Here is a 19,472-nt window from a genome sequence, read left to right as displayed (position 1 = left end):
CGGCGCGTACCGGGCTTCCCGATACGGGCCGATGCCGTGGGGCGTCCAATCATGGCGGCGCCAACTTGACGGGGTCCCTTCAGCTGTCTCAGCTCCGCCCGCCATCGCCCAGGCCTTTGTTGCAATCCCGCGCTGTGGGCTCGACCCTATCGAAATTCGACGTCGCAGCGCCCGATCGTCTCCCCCTCGGCTTCCAATGTCATCGCGAAACGGTCGCCCCTGAATGCGGGAGCCAGGGGCACCAGCGATCCCGAAAGGATGATGTCGCCGGCGTCCAGCGTGACGCCGAACCCGCCCAGCGTATTGGCCAGCCAAGCCACGGCCTGCGCGGGGCTGCCCTGAACGGCGTGGCCGAAGCCTTGCGAAAGCGGAGCGCCGTTTCTCGACACGGTCACACGCAGAGCAGGCAGATCGAATTGGCGCGGGTCCAGCCGTTCGTCCCCGAGCACGAACACGCCACAGGACGCATTGTCCGCGATGGTGTCGACAATGCCGATATCCCAATCACTGATGCGGCTGTCGACGATTTCGAAGCAGGGGGCAATATAGTCGGTTGCGGCGATGACGGCGGCGGCGTCGATGCCCGGTCCGGCGAGGCGCTCGCGCAGCACGAAGGCGATTTCCGCTTCGGCGCGGGGCGCGATCAACCGTTCGGCGGCCAGATCGACGATGCCATCGGTCATATGCATACGGTTTGTGAGGAAACCGAAATCGGGCTGGTCGACGTTCAGCATTTCCTGAACGGCGCGCGAGGTGACGCCGATCTTCTTGCCCACGACGCGCTCGCCCTCGCGTCGCCGCGCAGCGAGGATAGCCAGCGAAATCGCATAGGCATCCTCGATCGTCAGTTCGGGATGGCGGTGGCGTAGCGGGCGAACGCTGTGCCCGTTGCGCAAGGCGGAGAATAATTCGTCGGATAAACCGGATATGACCTTGCCATCATGCCCCAATTTTACCTCCATGGACCGCAATCGCGTATCATACTATCAATAAGACTACGCATTTTGTTTGCCATCCTGCGATTGCAGTGTCAAACTCCCGATGTCGGAGCGCCCGCAAATTCGCAGCGGAGCAAGGGTGGAGAGCGGAATGGATTACGAGACGACGAGCCGGAGCGTGGCCTTGAAGGGTGGCGACCTGCATTTCCACGAGTGCGGCGACGGACCGCCCTTGCTCCTGCTTCACGGATCGGGGCCCGGCGTGAGCGGATGGGCCAATTTTTCCGGCAATCTTCCTTTCTTTGCGCGGGACAGGCGAGTCATCCTACCCGATCTGCCGGGATATGGACGCACCCCCGCGACGCTGGGAGCAACGCCGCCCGAAACGGTGGCGGTCGCGATCGAGCTGATGGACCGGCTCGGACTGGAACGCGCCGACATCATCGGGAACAGCTTCGGTGCGATGATCGGTTCGCAAATCGCCGCGCACCAGCCCGGCCGGGTGCGGCGTTTCGTCGCCGTCGGCGGCGTCGCGCTCTATACATTGTCGAGCTTTCCCGCCGAGGGATTGTGCCGACTGGTCGACTTCGTCGAGGATCCGACGCGCGACAAGCTGGTCGCATGGCTATATTCGATGGTGTATGATCGGGGCATCGTCACCGACGAGCTTATCGAGAGCCGTTTCGCCGTCGCGACGCGCCCCGAGGTGTTGGCGGCGAGCCGGGCGATTTATTCGCGGCCCGCGCTCGATGCGATTGCCGAAACCCTGCGCGGACCGGAGGCGCTGGCAGCGGTGGGGCATCTTTCCCGGATCGAGGCGCCCACATTGCTGTGCTGGGGGCGCGACGACCGGGTGAACCCGCTTGACGGCTCGCTTGTCCCGATGCGCATCATCCCGAATTGCGAGCTCCACGTCTTTCCCAAATGCGGCCATTGGACAATGATCGAGCAAAAGGCCGCGTTCGAGGCGGTGGTCGGCGAGTTCCTGGCGCGGGACTAGGCGGGTGGCGGCTGCAACGGAGCGACGGGTGGCGGTCGTCACCGGCGCGAGCCGCGGCGCCGGTGCGGGGATCGCGCGCGCGCTCGGCGATGCGGGCTATATCGTCTATGTGACCGGGCGCACGGTCGCGGAAGGGACCGCCGACCTGCCTGGAACGATCGGCGCAACCGCCGCCGCCGTGACCGAGCGGGGCGGACAGGGAGTGGCGGTGGCGCTCGACCACCGCGACGATGCGGCGGTCGCGGCGCTGTTCGCCGACATCGCCGCCCGGCATGAACGGCTCGACATATTGGTCAACAACGCCGCGGCGGTGACGGACGATCTGCTGCTGAAACGTCCTTTCTGGGAAAAGCCGCTGTCGCAGGTCGATATTATCGACGTCGGGCTGCGCTCGGCCTATGTCGCGAGCTATTTCGCGGCGCCGCTGCTGACGCGAGGGCGCTCGGGGCTTGTCGCCTTCACCTCCTCCTTCGGTGCCAATTGTTATATGCACGGCCCGGCCTATGGCGCGCAGAAGGCGGGGGTCGACAAGCTCGCGGCCGACATGGCGGTCGATTTCGCCGATCATGGCGTCGCGGCGGTGTCGATCTGGATGGGGCCGCTGCTGACCGAGCGCACGCTGCGTCCGAACCCGCTTCGCGGCCCCGAATATGACCCTTTTTTTGAAACCGCGGAAACCCCCGAATTCACCGGGCGGCTGATTGCGGCCCTTTACGACAGCACGTCGCGAATGGCGCTTTCGGGGCGCGCGCTGATTGGCGCCGAGCTCGCGCGCGAATGGGGAATGACCGACGCGGAAGGGCGGCAGCCCCCCTCGCACCGCGCGATGCTAGGCGCCCCACCGGAACGCAGCAGGGCGATCGTCCGATAGGCGGGTCGAAGACCCAGGAAAGGAACGTGATGATGGCGGATTTTCCCGATGGTGCGGCGATCGTCTTTGGTGCCACCGGCGGGCTCGGCGGCGCTGCCGTGCGCGCGTTGGCTGCTGCGGGTTCGGACATCGCCCTTTGCTACAGCAGCAAGCATGATGCTGCGCGCGCGTTGGCGCACGAAATCGAGGCGGCCGGGCGGCGCGCCAGCGTGCATCAGCTCGACGTCACCGACAGCGAGGCGGTGGCGGCGGTTCGCGATGCCGCCGTCGCGGCGCACGGGCGCCTCCACACGATGGTCTGGGCCGCCGGCCCCGTGGTCGATCAACTCCATCTTGGCGAAACGCCGCTCGCCAAATGGAAGCGCTCGATCGACATCGAAGTCATGGGCTTCTTTGCCGCAACGCAAGCGATACTCCCGCACATGCGCGAGAAGGGGGGCGGTTCGTTCGTTCATCTGGGATCGGCGGGCGACCTTCTCTGGCCGCCGCGCGACGGGCTGTCGGTCGCGCCCAAGGCGGCGAACGAATCGCTGGTTCGCGGGATTGCGAAGGAGGAAGGTCCCTATGGCATTCGTGCCAATTCGGTCCTGGTCGGCGTGATCGACGCCGGGATGTTCCACGAACTGCTCGCGCGAGGCGATTTCGACGACGCGTGGGTCGAACAGGTCCGGGCTTCGCTTCCGCTCCGGCGATGGGGCACCGCCGAGGAAATCGGACACGCCGTCGTTTTCCTGGCATCGCAGCGAGCCGCCTATACGACGGGGCAGCAGCTCGCGGTGGCGGGGGGCTACGGGATCTGAGCGGCGCCCGCGCCGAAGGGCGTCAATCGTCGATCGGCGTTCCGCCGTCGACGATCCGCGCGATCCGCGCATTATATTTCGCGGTCCGAACGGCGATCGCCGTTTCGACGTGACGCACGCCGGGCAACGCCAATATCCGATCGGCGGCAAGATCGACAAGCTCGTCGAGCTCGCGAAAAAGGCAGATCGCAAGCAGGTTGAAGCGGCCCGCGAGGACCAGAACCGCGCTGATTTCCGGATCGTCCCGTAACCGATTCCCCACCTTTTGAACCTGATTGACGTCGGTTTGAATCCAGATCAGCGCCATTCGGACGCGCGGACCCATTTCCATGCCGGTAATCGCGGTGAAGCGAATCAGCCGTTCCTGCTGGAGCCGCTTGATTCGGCCGCGTACCGTGCCTTCGGTGACACCCAGGCGCGTCGCGATCTTGCGATTGGAGACGCGCGCATCCTGCGCCAGCAATTCTATCAGCTTGCGATCGAGGTCGTCGAGATCGGCCTTTGCCATATTTCTATCCCGCCTGAATGATCGACTTGTCGAAGCGGTATTTCAGAATGTCGACAGCGATCGAAGGGGTGATCGTGCGGATTCCGTGGACCTTCGCCAATCGTTCGAACATGAAATCGTGCAGGTCGCCAAGCTCCTTCAGCGTGACGAGCAGGTCGATATCATAGCTGCCGGTCACGACATGCGCGGCGAAAACCTCTGAAAAGGCGGCAAGCTCGGTCGCGACTTCGGACACGGGCCGGTTGTCGACTTCGATCTTGATTTGAATCAGGACGTCGAACCCGTGCGCCGCGAAATCGGACACGGCGACGACGCGCAATTGATTGGCATCCTCCATCCGCCGGATGCGCGCGGACACCGTCGTGGCGGTCAGCCCCAGATCCTCGGCGATCTGTTGGTTCGTCGCGCGCCCGTTGCGCCGCAAGAGGTCGACGATGGCCAGGTCGGTATCGTCGAAACTGAAATCGCCTCCCGAAGACATGCGCCGCTCCAACCCCGAAATTCGTTTCACTCCACATGTCTCCCTTCGGCGCTGTGCCGTGGTCGCGTCAACAGCTTTCGACCTTTCGGGCGAGGATGCGCCGCCAGCCGTGTTGCCCCCTTTCCCTTCCAGAAGGCAAGCCATTCGTAACGCTCACCGGCGTGATTCGTGATAATTTAGACAATTTGCGTTGAAACAAGTGATATTCGTAGATATTCAGTAGAAATCATACGCAAAGATGCGCTCAGGCTGATTGGGTGCGCCCGCACAGGGTCTGCCCTTGCGTGGGCACGGGCCGACGCGATGGATGGGAAGTTGAACGCCATGACTGTCAAATCGTTGGAATATGTCGTCATCAAGACGGAAAATATGGAGGCCTGGCACCATTTTCTCACCGATATTGTCGGCGCGATGCCGGGGCGCCCGCGCGGCGACGCGGCCCTGTATCGCATCGACGACCGCCCGTTCCGATTCTGGATCGAACCCGGCGAAAGTGAGCGACTGGTCGCTTCGGCCTTTGAAGTGGCGGATGCGGCCGCGCTCGCTCGGTTGGCGGCCGCCGTCGCCGCCGCGGGGCGCCCCGTGCGTCACGCAAGCGCTGTAGAAGCGCGCGCGCGCGGCGTCGAGGCGATGTTCGCAACGAGCGATCCGGCAGGAAATGGGCTCGAATTTTTCAGCCGGTGGGAAGAAGGCGACAGCGAAGCCTTTGTCTCTCCCGTCGGCGTTGCGGGCTTCGTCACGGGCGGCATGGGGATGGGCCATGCGGTCCTTCCCGCTCCCGATTTCGAGAGGTGCCATGCCTTTTATCGCGACGTGATCGGTTTTGGCGACACCGACTTGCCGCGCTTTTATCTGCAAGGTGGCGAGGGCGATCCGGGCATGGGTTTTGCCTTCATGCACGGCGGCGGCGGCCGGCACCATGCCGTCGCGCTGGCCGAATGCCCGCCGCCGCCGTCGGGCTGCATCCATCTGATGCTCGAAATGACGACGCTCATCGACGTCGGCCGGTGCCACGATCGTATGCGCAAGGCCAAAATTCCCGAAAGCGCGACGCTCGGTCGGCATATGAATGACGAGATGACGAGTTTCTATATGCAGACCCCGTCGGGCTTTGACCTCGAGATCGGGTGCGACGGCCTTGTCATCGATCCCGCGACATGGGTGCCGACAGCGCATGAGCAGATCAGCGTCTGGGGCCATGTATGGGCGTGGCAGAAGGCGATGGCCGAATAGCTCTCGCGTCGGGGGGTGGGGCGGCCCCATCGCGCGGACCCGATGCGCAGACCGCAGGTGGTCTGCGTGCCTGCATCGCGTCCGGGTGAGGGGTGGTTAGAGGAACTTGAACTTCGGTTCCTGATCGAGAAGCGAGCCGACGACATCGCCGCTGCGCAGCGACGGATCGTTCGCGACATGCGCGCGCCCGGCGTGGAGGTCCAGCCACGGCTGGATGATCGAACTATGCGTATAGATCGCGCGTCCGCCAAGCAACTGGACCATATCGTCGACAAGGTCGGCAAGTCGGCGCACCACGCTGGCAGATTGATAGGCGTTGATCGTCCGCACCCGCATCGGCACGGGTTCGCCGCGTTCGGCATGGGACATGAGCGCATCGAACGACAGCCGCAGCGCCTGTTCCATCTCGCCGATCTGCGCCTCGGCCCTTGCAATGGCGTTCATCAAAAGGGGGTCGTCCTTCGATGCCTTGCCGGTGTTGGTCGAAATCCGCGATTGCGCGATGTCGAGCGCGGCTTTCACCGCGGCCCGCGCACCGCCGAATGCTGCGGTCGATACCGACCGCACGAAAATCTGCGCCCAGGGCAGCGCATAAAGCGGACCGTCGTTTTCGGCCTGGCCGGGATTGGTGCAGGCATAACCATCGGCGCCGCGATGGGTGCGATATTCGGGGACAAAGGCATCCTCGACAATGATGTCATGGCTTCCGGTGCCTTGCAGCCCAAAAACATGCCAGGCGTCCCGATCGATCCGATAGTCGGTACGGGGCAACAGGAACGTACGCTGGTCGGGAGCTCCGCCTGGTTCGGCAGGGGGGACAAGCGCGCCGAGCAAAACCCAGTCGCAATGCGCGGAGCCCGTCGAGAAGCCCCAGTGCCCCGATAACCGAAACCCGCCGTCGACCCGCGTGACGCGGCCGACGGGCTGATAGGACGATGAGGCGAGGGTATCGGCGTCGCTTCCCCAAACCTCCTGCTGCGCGCGATCGGGAAAGAGCGACAGCTCATAGGGATGGCAACCCACCACGCCGTACATCCAGCCGGTCGACATGCAGCCTTCGGCGAGCGCCTTCTGGACCTCGAAAAACACGTTGGGATGCATTTCGTAACCGCCCCAGCGCCGCGGTTGCAGAATGCGGAAAAAGCCTGCGGCGCGCATGTCGGCGACGGTTTCGGCAGGCACATCGCGATCGGTCACGCAGCGCGCCGAACGCTCTTTGAGCGCGGGGATCATGGCGCGCGCCCGCGCAATCACGTCTTCGCCTGTGACTTCGGCGGTTTCCATCCTCGACGCCATTTCTGCCATTAGCTCTTCTACCCTTCGATTCCGTCGAATTTACAAAACACGTAGCTATAATATGTATTGATCTACGCAAACAGTCAATCGCTATGGGATTTTATTGCGATCAACGGCGCTCTATCATGCCATGACCATGCACCTACCCCTGTGTCCAGAGGTCGGGCAGGCCGGGGTCGGTTCGCGCGACGAGCCGCGAGAGCATTTGGGTCAACAGATGTGCCTCGTCGGGGGCGAAATCGGCCAGCACATCCTGTTCGACGTCCTTGGCGGCGGCCATCGCGGCGATGAACATTTGCCGGCCGCGCGGGCTCAGCCCGATCCGGCCGTTGCAGTCGCGATCGAGGACTTTACTTTCGGCCATGGCAGACAGGCGGTCCGGGGACAGGTCGATCCCGGTATAGGAAATCGCCGCGGCGAGGTCGGCGGGCGCGAGCGGGCCGGCGACGCCCAGCGCGCTGACGATGAAATGGTCTTCCATCGATAGCCCCATTGCGGCGAGCCGCGGCTGAAGGCGTCCGTAAAATTGATAATGGCAGCGGCCGATGAGGTAGCCAAGAAAATCGGGCGCGAGCGGGATGTCGTGCGGCGGCGGCACGGCGTCCTTGCGCGCCGCCAGGGCATAGGCGCCGCCGTGGAACACCAGCGGCGGACGGCCGGTCGCCAGGAAATCCTCGATCTCACCGACCAGAATGACATGGTCGCCGCCGTCATATTGATAGGCGAGCCGACATTGGAACAGCGCCGACACCTTGTCGAGCAGCGGCGCGCCTCCCGCGCCCCTTTTGACATCGAGCGATGCGAATTTGTCGGTCGCGGGCCGGGCGAAACGATTGGACAGCGCCTCCTGATCATAAGCGAGGATATGCACCGCAAAGTGCGAGCTCGCCGCGAACACCGGGAGGCTCGCCGACCGGCGGTTGAGACTCCACAGGACGAGCGGGGGATCGAGCGAAACCGAGCTGAAACTGTTGGCGGTGACGCCGGCCTCGCGCCCATCGGGGTCGCGGGCGGTGACGACGGTGACGCCGGTGGTAAAGGTGCCGAGCGCGCGCCGCAACGCGACAGGATCGACGGTCGGGACAGCGGGGGCGCTCATGCGCGCACGGCCTCGACAGGCGGCCGCTGTGGTCGCCGCAGCCTTTGGGCTGCGGCGTCGCGGGCGGCGCGACGGCCCGAAAATATGCAATCGGCAAAACTCAGCCCGCTGACATAGGTTTGCGAACAAATGCCGATGGCGCTCCGCCCCGCGGCGTAAAGCCCCTCGATCGGGCAGCTGTCGCGGTCGAGGACGCGTCCTGTCGCTTCATCGACGCGCAAGCCGCCGACGGTCATCGTCGCGAGCACGAGCATCTTGCTGTCGATCGAGGCATCCATGGCATAAAAGGGCCCGCGCGATACGGGGCGCATGTCCTTGCGCTGCTTGCCGAAGGGGTCGTCACTCCCCGCCGCGCATGCTGCGTTATAATCCCCGACCGTTCGGACGAGCGCAGCCGGCGGCATGGCGAGCTTTTGAGCCAGTTCCTCGATGGTCGAAGCCTTCACCTTGTTGAACCACAGGTTCAGCAACGTGAGGTCGCGCTGGAAAGGAACGATCGTCTTGTCGCGTGCCTGGCGAAACGCATCGCGCCGTGCATCCGCGTCATAGATGACCCACGCCTTGCCCCCTGGCTGAGCGGCGACCGCATCGCCCAGCGTGGCGCCATAGAGCGTCTCGTCGGTGAAGCGGCGACCGGCGCTGTTCACCAGCATTGAAGCGGACCAGGCCTTGGGCGGATTGATGAAGCGCCAGGCGCTGATCCGGTCCATCAGCGCGGTATCGCCGCCGACCGAAGCGCCCAGCAGGATGCCGGCGCCATCCTCGCCGATCGCGGCGTTCGGCAGGCAGCTTAGAAAGCCCGGCGCAAAATGCGCCAGCATCTTACGGTTCATAATGAAGCCGCCGGTGCTGATCAGGACCCCGGCATGGGCGCGGATACGAAAAGGCGTCGCGTGGCGTGTCATCAACGCTTCGGCTCTTTTGAAAGCGCGCATGCCGAGCGCCTGCGTGAATCCGGCGAGTGGAAAGGATGGCGGCAGCGCGGAAAGCCATTTCCCGGCCCGCGCGACCGCTTTCGCATAGCGCCGTGAGACCACGGAATCGGGCGGGATCCGGCGCCCCTCGACTCCAATCACGCGCCCGTTCGCATCAGTCAGCAGCCGCGTGACCTGTGCATGGGGGATCGAATCGAGCCCTTTCGCAAGTGCTGCCGCCTCGAGCTTGCCAGTCAGCGCGCCGCCCAGTCCCCATGCCTTCTTGCCATTGCGGGCGAAGACGCGATGTCCCCGCGGCGCCGGGCGCGCGCGCTGCGAATAACGTGCGACCAGCGTATTGTCCGAATGATACAGGAATTTATCGAGCGGCGGGTAACTCGATTTTTGCGGCCAATAGGTCGCGCTGAAATGGACGCCTTGCGCGATCAACCAGTCGATCGTCGCCGGGCTCTCGGCAACGAACTCTTCGATCGTCTTGCGCGATACGACTTCGCCGGCTTCCATGTCGAGATAGGCCGTCATCGCAGCCGGCGAATCATCGATTCCCGCTTCGCGTTGAACAACCGTCCCTGCGCCGGCGTAAAAGACGCCGCCGTTCGCGGCGGTCGAACCGCCGTGCGAAAAGCGATCGACCGCAATGACCGACAGGCCGCGCTCCACGCCTTCTAGCGCGGCGGCGACGCCTGCGCCGCCGAGGCCCACGATCACCAGATCGGCCGCCGCGTCCCAGTGCGCGGTGTCGGGCGCATCGATACGCGCGGGAGCGTCGAGCCGCAGCCCCGTTGCCCGCGCGAATGACGGCACCGATGCGGGCTCGGGCATTGCGCCGGCGGCGATGCTATCCCGTTCCATCGGCGGGGTCGATGCCGGGATTGGCTCATCTGGCGTCATCCGTCTTGGCTCCGGAAATTCGTTTCAGTTGCGAAACTGGTAACGCATATCAACATATTTATCCAGTGACTGTCTTCATATGCGTCGAATCATTATTATCATATTACGCATATATCTCTATCTCAGGGGTTTGAGCAGTCTTTTGCCGTCCCTGCTTGGTGAATGGAAGGAATGCGGTAATTGATAGCCATTGAAAACCGCAAATCATCCATGAATGAAAAATCTGCTTGCGATATGCACAATAATATGATCTTTCAGGCTGCGAAATTGATAAATGGGCTCCGCGCGAGCAAAGGGAGGGACGTCGTATGTCGGCAAAGTTGGAAGCATGGGTCAGTGCTGCGGCGCTAGCGGCGGGGTTGATGGCAGCCCCCGGCCAAGCGGCCGTCAGCACGGGCGATGATGCCGCTTCCGTCGCCGAAGGCGAGGCGATCGATCCGGACGAGATTGTCGTGACGGCGCAGCGCCGCGCCGAGAATCTGCGCGATGTGCCGGTTGCTGTCACTGCAATCGGTTCCGACTATCTGCAAAAACGGGGGATCGATTCGATCGACAACATCGGTTCGGCCGCGCCCAATGTGAAGATTCAGGCGGCTCCGTCGAGCAAGACGACGTCGCAGATTTCGATTCGCGGATCGGCGTCCAGCAACCCGGCCATCACCACCGAGCCCACCGTCGGCCTTTATCTCGACGGGATTTATATTGCGAAGGCGGCCGGGAGCATCTTCGACATCGTCGATCTGGAGCGCGTCGAGGTGCTGCGCGGCCCGCAGGGGACACTGTATGGCCGCAACACGCTCGCCGGGGCGATCAACCTCGTGCCCAAAAAACCGAGCGGCGAGTTTGGCGGCCGCGTCGAGGCGACCTATGGAAGCTATGACGAACGCAAGCTGAAGGCCGTGATCGACCTTCCTGCGGTCGGTCCCTTCTCGGCCAAGGTGTCGGGCCAGCTCCGCAAGCGCGACGGTCTGATAGACCTTGTGCCCAATCCCTATCCGCAGGCTGTTCTGGCGCGGCCCAACCCGGCGAAGGACACCGACGACATCGACCAGTTGACCTTTGCGGGGCAATTGCGTTTCGCGCCGTCGGACAATCTGACGGTCGACTATATGTATGATCATTCGCGGACGCGTCAGACGCCCTATTTTGCGCAACTCTATCGCGTCAATCTGGGGCGGCCCGGCGACATCTTCGATCCGGCCTCGCCAAGCTATCCCTTCTTCGGCGCGAATTTCCCGCTCAGCCTCTATACGCGCACCGAGCGGCAAAAAACCGCGAGCATCGACGTCGATGTGCGCGAGCATGTCAAGGTTCGCGGCCATTCGTTCATCGCTTCGCTCGATATTGGCGCGGCGACGCTGAAGTCGCTCACCTCGTACCGCAAGATCGATTACCGCGACGCGCTGGACCTCGATGGAACGCCGATCCCGGTCGCCTCAACGCAGCGCATCACCGATTATCATGCCTTCAGCCAAGAAGTGCAGTTGACCGGCGAAGCGTTCAACGATGTCGTCAAATATGTCTTTGGCGCCTATTATTTCAAAGATCACGCCGAAACCAACAACCCGCAGTCCTATTTTGCGGGCGCCAGCCGGTTCGACTCGCGATATGGCCAGCACACCCAATCTTATGCGGCCTATGGTCAGATCGATGTATCGGTCACGCCCCGGCTGACGCTGTCCGGTGGTCTGCGCTACACGCACGAAAAGAAGGACATAAAGCGCTTTCTCGCGACATCCGCGGGCGGTCCCTTCGCGACGCAGATCGACGTGCCCTATGGCGGGGTTCCCGATGCCGATTTCGAGCGGCTGAGCCCCGCGGCATCGGTCCGCTATGAATTCAGCGATCAGGTGACGGCCTATGCGCGCTATGCGCAGGGGTATAAATCGGGCGGGTTCAACGCCGAAACCGCGGTCACTGCGGCGCCGACGCCGGCCTGCCCGTCGGGCGTGCCCGAATTGTGTGCGCCCTATCGGCCCGAGGTTGTCGACAGCTATGAAGTCGGCATCAAGACGTCGCTGCTCGACCGACGCCTCCAGCTCAATCTGACGGGCTTCTGGGACGAGCATAAGGATTTGCAGCTCAGCGTCTTCCTGGGAAATCAGAGCGCGGCATCGGTGATCCGCAATGCCGCCGCGACGCGGACGCGCGGGATCGAGATCGAAGCGTTGGCGCGCCCCGCCGACTGGTTCACGCTTAACGCCAGCGTCGGATTGCTCGACGCCAAATATAAGTCGTTTATCGATGGCGGGGTAGAGGTCGCCGACAACCGGGCCTTTCCTTCGGCGCCGAGCTACACGATTCAGACGGGCTTCGACTGGCGCGTTGTCGAGGGGAATTGGGGCCAGTTCAGCGTGATCGGCGACCTTTCGTTCACGTCGTCCTTCTACACCTCGCCCTACCAGCTCCGCGGCCCCGCGGTTCCGGGTCCGACCTCGCCGCAGCTCGCCAGGCTGACCAAGTCGCCGGGCCGGGCAATCGTCAATCTGCGCGGCATATTGGCCGAAGTGCCGATCGGGTCGATGCGCGGGGAGCTGACCTTGTGGGCGCGCAATCTGTTCAAGGAAGATGCGCCCCAGAATTTCATCGATTTCGGCCCGTCCTTCGGCGGGCTGACCGTGGCCTATTACCCCGAACCGCGGACTTTCGGCGCGACGTTGGGGCTGCGCTTCTAACCGCTCTCTCTCCGCTCTTTGCATTAATGGGGTAGGGAAGCGGCACCTGCGGGGGGATTCCGGTCAGCGGGTCCGGCTCCCCCCGCGGCATAGCATCGACTGGACAAGGAGCGGACATGACGGGCGGCGGGGGCTGGGACAAGGAGGTCGATCTGTTGATCGTCGGATCGGGCGCCGGCGCGATGGCGACGGCGCTGTCCGCCGTGCATCATGGCGCCGATGCGCTCGTGATCGAAAAGAGCTCGCTTTATGGGGGCAGTTCGGCGACGTCGGGCGGTGTCGCGTGGATCCCGGCGAGCCGCTCGGCGTTGGAACAGGGGCAGGCCGACAGTCCGGAGGAGGCCTTTCAATATATCAAGGGCCTGACCGGCAATCGTGTCGCCGAGAGCAAGATACGCGCCTTTACCGAAAATGCCGCCAAAATGCTCGATCGCATCGAGTCGATGAGCGACCTGCGCTACACCGCGATCCCCTATACCGATTATCACGCCGAAAATCCGGGCGGCAAGATGGGCTATCGCAGCCATCAGCCCAATACGCTGCACGCGCGGGACATGGACCGCCGCGATTTCGAAACGCTGCGCCCCACGCATCCGTCGGCGGCCCTGTTCGACGTCATCCCCTGGACAGCCACCGAGGCCGCGCCGATGGTGACGCGCGCGAAGGGGTGGCAGCTGGCTTTGTTCAAAGTGCTCTTTCGTTATTACATCGACATTCCGCAGCGCCTCCGCTCGCGGCGCAGCCGGCTCCTGACCTTCGGTAACGCCGTGGTCGGCCATTTGCGGAACGCCCTTCGGCGCAAGGGCGGCGACCTCTGGCTCGATACCGGACTGAAAAGCCTGATCCGTGATGGCGAGCGTGTCGTGGGGGCGGTTGTCGTCCGGGGTGGCCGCGATATGCGGATCGGCGCGCGCAAGGGCGTTGTAGTCGCGGCGGGTGGTTTCGAGCGCAATGCCCTCATGCGCAACCGCTACCTTCCGGGCGAGACGCGGCCCGAATGGTCGGCAGCGCAGCCGCCGAACGAGGGCGATGCGATCGAGGCCGGCGTGGCGATCGGCGCCGCGCTCGACCTGATGGACGAAGCGTGGTGGGCGCCGACGGTCCGCGTGCCAGGCGAACCCCACGGCCGGCCGCTGTTCTTCGACCGCGCGCTGCCGGGCAGCTTGATCGTCAATCAACAGGGCCTTCGCTATATGAACGAGGCGCGCAGCTACGACGTTGCGGGCAAGGTGATGATTGACTGCGATCGTCCCGATGCGCGGACGATTCCATCCTGGATCGTGTTCGATGCCCGCTTTCGCAGTCGCTATCCCATGGGGCCGCTCAAGCCCCTGCTTCCCGACTGGGCGCATCGGCGCGCGGTCCGCGACATGTTTGTCAAAGCCGATAATGTGCGCGGCCTGGCCGCCAAGATGAAGGTGCCGCCCGGGGCGCTCGAAGAAACTGTAACGCGCTTCAACCGCTTTGCGGCGAACGGCGTCGACGAGGACTTCCAGCGCGGTTCCGCGGCCTATGACCGCTATTATGGCGATCCCAATGTCGTGCCAAATCCCAATCTGGCCCCGCTCGCCCGGGCGCCCTTTTACGCGGTGCGCATCTATCCTGGCGACATCGGAACCAAGGGCGGGCTTGCGACCGATGAAAAGGCGCGCGTGCTTGACGCCGCCGGGCAACCCATCGGCGGGCTTTACGCCATCGGCAACAGTGCCGCGTCGGTGATGGGGCCGGCCTATCCCGGTGCAGGGTCGACGATTGCGCCCGCGATGACATTCGGTTTGCTGGCGGTCGGCGATGCGCTGGGTGTCGACACGATGGCGGCGTGAACAAATATGCGTAATCATTTTCGCTCATATCAACGAAAATAATCTAAGAAAGCGCGATTTTCATGGAATATCGTTGCAATATGCGTAAACCGCGATAGACATGCACTTCGTTCTCTGACTGACGCAGCGATGGGCTTTTCCGAATGGGAATGCGATGACGGCATCGATTACCGCGCGCGAGGCGCCGGCGGCAGCCGATCTGGGCGGCCTGTTCGCACCGTTCGATTGCGCGGGCCTGTCTCTGCGCAATCGCGTCGCCATGTCGCCGATGACACGCTGCCGGTCGCCGGGGGGGCTCGCTGGCGAGGACAGCGAAGCCTATTACACGCGCCGCGCGCGCGGCGGCGTGGGTCTCATCTTTACCGAGGGCGTTGGGGTCGACCATCCGGCGGCGCTCGGCGTCGGGTCGATGGGCGAGCAGAATATGCCCGAGCTGCATGGTGGCGAGGCGCTTGCACGATGGCGCGCGATTGTCGAGGCCGTCCACGCCGAGGGGACGCCCATCGTTCCGCAGCTTTGGCACCAGGGGCCGGTGCGAATGCCCGGAACCGGCCGGCACCCCGATGCGCCGAGCAGTCGGCCGTCGGGAATCTGGGGCCCCGCGGGCGGGGTCAATAATGCGATCCCCTTCTATCTGGATCAGGTGCGACCCGAGGGCGAAGCGATGTCCGACGCCGATATAGCGGCGGTCATCGATGGCTTTGCCCGATCCGCCGCCAACGCCGCGGCGGTGGGCTTCGATGGCATCGCGCTGCACGGCGGTCACGGCTATCTGATCGACAGTTTCCTTTGGTCTGCGACCAACCGCCGCCGGGACCGCTGGGGCGGCGATGCGCGCGGCCGGGCGCTTTTCGGTGCCGAGGTGGTTCGCGCGGTGCGCCGCGCTGCGCCTCGACTGCCCCTCTTTTTCCGCATCTCGCAATGGAAGTTGCAGGATTATGAAGCGCGGCTTGCGGATACGCCTGCCGCGCTCGAAGCGCTGCTCGCGCCGCTGGTGGATGCCGGGGTCGATGTGTTCGACGTCAGTGCCCGCCGCTTCGACGATCCGGCGTTCGGCGATGGCGGCCTCTCGCTCGCCGGCTGGGTGAAAAAGCTCAGCGGACGGACGACGATCGCCGTCGGCAGCATCGGGCTCGACCGCGAGCTTCGCCGGTCGCTGTCCGAACCCGTGGCCTTCGAAGACAATATCGCCCGTGCGGCGCGCGGCGTCGAAACGGGCGAATTTGACATGATCGCGCTCGGGCGTTCGCTGCTCGCCGATGCCGCGTGGGTGGGAAAGATCGAGCAGCGCCAAAGCCCCGATCCCTTTACGATCAGGGCGCTTGCCGAAATGGTTTGAACCGAGCGGCATCGCCCGGCCGGGCCGATTGTCCGCAATAGCGAAGGAAGACCGCCATGAACGCACCCGTTTCGATTACCCGGATGCAACGAAAGAGCGACAGCAAGGGGATCATCAAGCTTGAGGATCTGATCCGGCAGAATCCGCACGTCGACCCGCTGCCCGAAGGCTGGTTCGTGATCGAATTTTCCGACAAGGTTCGGGACGAAAAGCTCATTTCGAAAAAATGGGTCGGCGAGGACGTCGTGCTCTTTCGCGATGCGACGACCGGGAAGGTGGTCGTGACCCAGGCCTATTGTCCGCATATGGGGGGGCATTTCGACGCGTATAAAAAGGGTGGCTGCGTCAAGGACGGCGTCATCACCTGTCCCTATCACCACCTTGAATTCAATCCGGGCAAGGAAGCCGATATCGCGCGCGCGGGCGGGCGTCCGAAGCTGCGCGTGTTCGAAACCTTCGAGGAGAAGGGGTTTGTGTTCGCGCTGCGCAAACGCGATCCCGACGGCCCCGACATTCCGCGGCCCGACTTGTCGTTCGAGGTGGAGGACGAGTCCGAATATTGTTTTGGAACCGAAACCTTCGGTCAGTTCGAAGGCGATTCACTGGTCCCCTATATCGCCAATGCCGACGTCGAACATTTCCGCACCGTGCATGGCTTTCCCTATTCCGAAAGCGAGCAGAAGTTCGAGGTGTCGGACGACGGCATGATCTGTGCATGGGTCTTTGAGCATCGCGATCGCAGGCATGAAGAGGCCGACCTTAAACCGGTCATGGGCGGACCCGGCGGCTGGTTCCGCTTTTTCCGGCTTCGTGGTTGGAAAAAGCAGATTGCGCCGCCGGGCGAAATGCCGGTGGCCAAGATCAGGACCAAATCCTGGGGGGTCGGCCCCGGCGTGCTCAAGAGCGACTGGTGGGAAGAAAACTGGGGTCTCCACCTGCTCTCGCTGCTGTACATCACGCCCATCGACGCCTTCAGCTATGAGGTCTTCGCCAACTGCGGCGTCCGTACTATCCGTCGGCATCGAAACAGGACGGTCCAGCGGATTTTGAACCGCCTCGGCATGTATTACCATCTGTGGGCGAATGTGAAGGTCGGCAAATATGACGACCTGCCCTTCTACACTTCCGGCAAGATACGGCTGGGACGACCGCGCTACACCAACTTCGACGTGCTGACCAAAAGCTTTGCCGAGTGGTGGAAGCACCAATTCTTCTCGAAAGAATATCTGGAAATGATCGAGGGTTATGATCTCGATTTCCGGCGCGCGGGCGCCGAGCCGCCGGTGGATCCGCGCGCGCGCTGGCTTCGCGCCGCAAGGGGCGGGCGCTGATGGCGGGGCGCGATGATCGTGGGGTGGAGAGACGTCGTGAGCGATAATCTTTGCGTCGTCACGGGAGCGTCGGCGGGAATCGGGGCTGCTTATGCCGCGCGCCTTGCCGCGCGCGGCCGCGACCTGCTGCTCGTCGCGCGGCGGGCGGATCGGCTCGACGCGCTGGCAGCCCGGCTAAAGGGCGAGTTCGGCGTTGCCGTCGAGGCGCTCGCCGCCGATCTGTGCGACCCCGCCGCGTTGCAGGCGCTCGCGGCGCGGCTCGAGCAGGCTCCGCCCGCGATGCTGGTCAACAATGCCGGCGCGGGGGAGTTCGGCCCTGTCGCCGCGAGAGGCGCCGACGTCCAGCAACGGCTGATCGACCTCAATATCGTCGCGCTCGTCCGGCTGTCGATCGCCGCACTGTCGGGTTTTTCGCGTTTGGGCCGCGGCGCGCTGGTCAACATGGCGTCGGTGGTCGCATTCCTCCCGACCGGAGGCAGTGCCTCCTATGCCGGCTCGAAAGCATTTGTGTTGAACTTCACCCGCGCGCTCCAGATGGAATATATGGCGAGCAACATTCGCATCCAGGCGGTGCTGCCCGGCCCGATCGATACCGAACTCTTCCGGTCGCAGGGGATGGATGCGTCGTTCGTGCCCGACAGTGCCTTTATTTCGGCCGAAGCGCTCGTCGACGCGGCCTTGGCCGGCTTTGATGCGGGCGAGGAGATAACGATGCCCACGCTCGTCGACGAATCGATCTGGGCCGATATGGAGACGCTGCGCACGCGTTTCGCCGCCGACATATTCGGCGGTCGGGTCGCTCCACGCTACGCACGGTAACGGATCATTTCATGGCTAGCATAATCGCGGGCCCGGCTCTGCCTGCCGAGGCCGTCCCGGTGGCGCATGGGCTCCCCCTGCTGGGGAATACGCTCGACCTCATGCGCGACCCCGCGTCCTTTCTCGTCGAATCTTACCGAAAATATGGGCCGGTCTTCCGGACGCGCGCGATGGGGCGGGGCGGGCTGGTGCTTGCCGGTCCCGAAATCGCCACCTTCATGTCGACGCGCGAGGGGCGCGACGCTTTTCGATCGCGCGAAGTTTGGCAGGGAATGGTACGCGAGCTCGGCGGTACCGAGGTGGTGAACGGTGCCGACGGCGAACGCCATGCAAGGCTGCGGGCGATCGTGCGCGAAGGCTTTTCGCGCCGCGCGCTGCACGGCGAATATGTGGCGCTGGTTCGTGGGTGCGACAATGCGCTGGACAGGCTGTGCGCCGGCACCGAAAGCGTATCGGTGGTCGCGCTGTCGCAGCGGATAGCGGCCGAACAGATCGGGTATCTGATGATCGGCCGGGCCGCGACCGACCATGCACCCGACATTCTGCACGCCGTAAAATCGATCATCAATGTGCATGTCGGCGGGGTGTGGCCGCAATGGATGCTCGCGCTGCCCCGCTACCGGCGCGCGCGCGCCGGGATCGAGCGTTTCGTCGCGGCGTGCCGACGCGAGTTCGCAAGGCGCGAGGCATGCGGCGGGCCTGATAGCGCGACGATGGCGGTGCTGCGTGCGAACCGCGATGCCCCCGATCTGATGCCCGACGAGAATGTGACGATCACGCTCCTCGGCCCCTTCATCGCGGGTCTCGATTCAATGGCGAACACGCTTGCCAGCGCCATTTATGGGGCGCTTCGCCACCCCGATGTGCTGCGACGCATCCAGGCCGAGGCCGACGCGATGTTCGCCGCCGGCCCGGTCGATGACGAAGCGGTCGCCACTTTGAAGGCCTCCGACGGGACGATGATGGAGGCGATGCGACTCTGGCCGAACGCGATTGCGCAAATGCGCTACACTGCGGCCGAGTTCGATTTCGGCGGCTTTCGCATCCCGGCCAATCGGAAGGTGATGCTTGCGACCACCGTTCCCCATTTTCTGGACGAATATTTTCCCGACGCCGCGCGATTCGACATCGACCGTTACCGGCGGCCGCGTAGCGAACATCTGCAAAAGGGTGCCTATTCGCCTTTCGGGCGCGGGCCGCACAGCTGCATCGGGCAAGGGATGGCGGAAGGTTTGATGACGATCACCCTCGCCCGCATCTTTCACCGCTACGACCTGTCCTTGACCGCGCCCGACTATCGGCTCGAAACGCGGCTGACGCCCACGCCGGGCCCCGCGATGCGGTTTCGCGCGCGTATAGGCGGCGAGCGCCGCCCGCGGAGTTCATAGGGTCCTGACCCTAAGGAAAAGGCGATTGTATATCTTGCAAACACG

Annotated in this window: 17 protein-coding genes; 11 read left to right on the top strand and 6 right to left on the bottom strand. The window is 63.9% G+C overall.

Annotated features, from left to right (window positions below; all coding sequences use genetic code 11):
• Positions 1–146: 146 nt before the first annotated feature.
• On the bottom strand, positions 147–683 hold the full coding sequence (locus tag RIA72_RS02375; protein WP_350030753.1) for a fumarylacetoacetate hydrolase family protein: 537 nt from the start codon (positions 681–683) through the stop codon (positions 147–149).
• Here RIA72_RS02375 and RIA72_RS02370 point away from each other — a divergent pair, their 5' ends adjacent.
• From RIA72_RS02370 to RIA72_RS02355, 4 genes are all read left to right on the top strand, one after another.
• Positions 684–869, top strand: coding sequence for a hypothetical protein (locus RIA72_RS02370; protein WP_350030752.1), 186 nt, complete (start codon positions 684–686; stop codon positions 867–869). It begins immediately after the preceding gene.
• A gap of 220 nt (positions 870–1,089) precedes the next feature.
• The gene (locus RIA72_RS02365; protein ID WP_350030751.1) at positions 1,090–1,938 is read left to right on the top strand and encodes an alpha/beta fold hydrolase; all 849 of its coding nucleotides are present in this window, start codon (positions 1,090–1,092) and stop codon (positions 1,936–1,938) included.
• Between the two features lie 4 nt (positions 1,939–1,942).
• Complete coding sequence (locus RIA72_RS02360; RefSeq protein WP_350030750.1) at positions 1,943–2,809, top strand: SDR family NAD(P)-dependent oxidoreductase; 867 nt, start codon at positions 1,943–1,945, stop codon at positions 2,807–2,809.
• Positions 2,810–2,838: 29 nt separating this feature from the next.
• Positions 2,839–3,609 carry an SDR family NAD(P)-dependent oxidoreductase gene (locus RIA72_RS02355; protein ID WP_502957924.1) on the top strand — a complete coding sequence of 257 codons (771 nt, stop codon included), beginning with the start codon at positions 2,839–2,841 and terminating at the stop codon, positions 3,607–3,609.
• A 22-nt stretch (positions 3,610–3,631) separates the two neighbouring features.
• Here the strand turns inward: RIA72_RS02355 and RIA72_RS02350 are convergent, their stop codons facing one another.
• Together RIA72_RS02350 and RIA72_RS02345 are read right to left on the bottom strand one after the other, a co-directional pair.
• Complete coding sequence (locus RIA72_RS02350; protein ID WP_350030748.1) at positions 3,632–4,117, bottom strand: Lrp/AsnC family transcriptional regulator; 486 nt, start codon at positions 4,115–4,117, stop codon at positions 3,632–3,634.
• 4 nt (positions 4,118–4,121) lie between these two features.
• Positions 4,122–4,598, bottom strand: coding sequence for an Lrp/AsnC family transcriptional regulator (locus RIA72_RS02345; protein WP_350030747.1), 477 nt, complete (start codon positions 4,596–4,598; stop codon positions 4,122–4,124).
• Between the two features lie 324 nt (positions 4,599–4,922).
• Between RIA72_RS02345 and RIA72_RS02340 the strand changes: the two genes are divergently transcribed.
• Positions 4,923–5,831, top strand: a complete 909-nt coding sequence (locus RIA72_RS02340) for a VOC family protein (RefSeq protein ID WP_350030746.1) — start codon at positions 4,923–4,925, stop codon at positions 5,829–5,831.
• A gap of 96 nt (positions 5,832–5,927) precedes the next feature.
• Here RIA72_RS02340 and RIA72_RS02335 read toward each other — a convergent pair whose 3' ends face one another.
• The 3 genes from RIA72_RS02335 to RIA72_RS02325 form a co-directional block, all read right to left on the bottom strand.
• A complete protein-coding gene (locus RIA72_RS02335; protein WP_350030745.1) occupies positions 5,928–7,115 on the bottom strand; it encodes an acyl-CoA dehydrogenase family protein in 1,188 nt (395 codons plus the stop codon).
• A 154-nt stretch (positions 7,116–7,269) separates the two neighbouring features.
• A complete protein-coding gene (locus RIA72_RS02330; protein WP_350030744.1) occupies positions 7,270–8,226 on the bottom strand; it encodes a flavin reductase in 957 nt (318 codons plus the stop codon).
• Positions 8,223–10,013 carry an FAD-binding protein gene (locus tag RIA72_RS02325; protein WP_350030743.1) on the bottom strand — a complete coding sequence of 597 codons (1,791 nt, stop codon included), beginning with the start codon at positions 10,011–10,013 and terminating at the stop codon, positions 8,223–8,225. The genes RIA72_RS02330 and RIA72_RS02325 overlap by 4 nt, the downstream gene beginning before the upstream one ends.
• Positions 10,014–10,360: 347 nt before the next feature.
• Between RIA72_RS02325 and RIA72_RS02320 the strand changes: the two genes are divergently transcribed.
• The 6 genes from RIA72_RS02320 (at position 10,361) to RIA72_RS02295 (ending at position 19,427) form a co-directional block, all read left to right on the top strand.
• Positions 10,361–12,727, top strand: coding sequence for a TonB-dependent receptor (locus tag RIA72_RS02320; RefSeq protein WP_350030742.1), 2,367 nt, complete (start codon positions 10,361–10,363; stop codon positions 12,725–12,727).
• A gap of 116 nt (positions 12,728–12,843) precedes the next feature.
• Positions 12,844–14,550, top strand: a complete 1,707-nt coding sequence (locus tag RIA72_RS02315) for an FAD-binding protein (protein WP_350030741.1) — start codon at positions 12,844–12,846, stop codon at positions 14,548–14,550.
• Positions 14,551–14,704: 154 nt separating this feature from the next.
• On the top strand, positions 14,705–15,889 hold the full coding sequence (locus RIA72_RS02310; RefSeq protein ID WP_350030740.1) for an oxidoreductase: 1,185 nt from the start codon (positions 14,705–14,707) through the stop codon (positions 15,887–15,889).
• Positions 15,890–15,945: 56 nt separating this feature from the next.
• On the top strand, positions 15,946–17,220 hold the full coding sequence (locus RIA72_RS02305) for a Rieske 2Fe-2S domain-containing protein (RefSeq protein ID WP_350030739.1): 1,275 nt from the start codon (positions 15,946–15,948) through the stop codon (positions 17,218–17,220).
• Between the two features lie 36 nt (positions 17,221–17,256).
• A complete protein-coding gene (locus RIA72_RS02300; RefSeq protein ID WP_350030738.1) occupies positions 17,257–18,039 on the top strand; it encodes an SDR family NAD(P)-dependent oxidoreductase in 783 nt (260 codons plus the stop codon).
• 11 nt (positions 18,040–18,050) lie between these two features.
• Positions 18,051–19,427, top strand: a complete 1,377-nt coding sequence (locus RIA72_RS02295) for a cytochrome P450 (protein ID WP_350030737.1) — start codon at positions 18,051–18,053, stop codon at positions 19,425–19,427.
• Positions 19,428–19,472 lie beyond the last annotated feature (45 nt).

Origin of the sequence: Sphingopyxis sp., assembly GCF_040216815.1 — a bacterium.
Taxonomy (GTDB): domain Bacteria; phylum Pseudomonadota; class Alphaproteobacteria; order Sphingomonadales; family Sphingomonadaceae; genus Sphingopyxis.
This window is presented reverse-complemented; position numbering and strand designations above follow the sequence as displayed.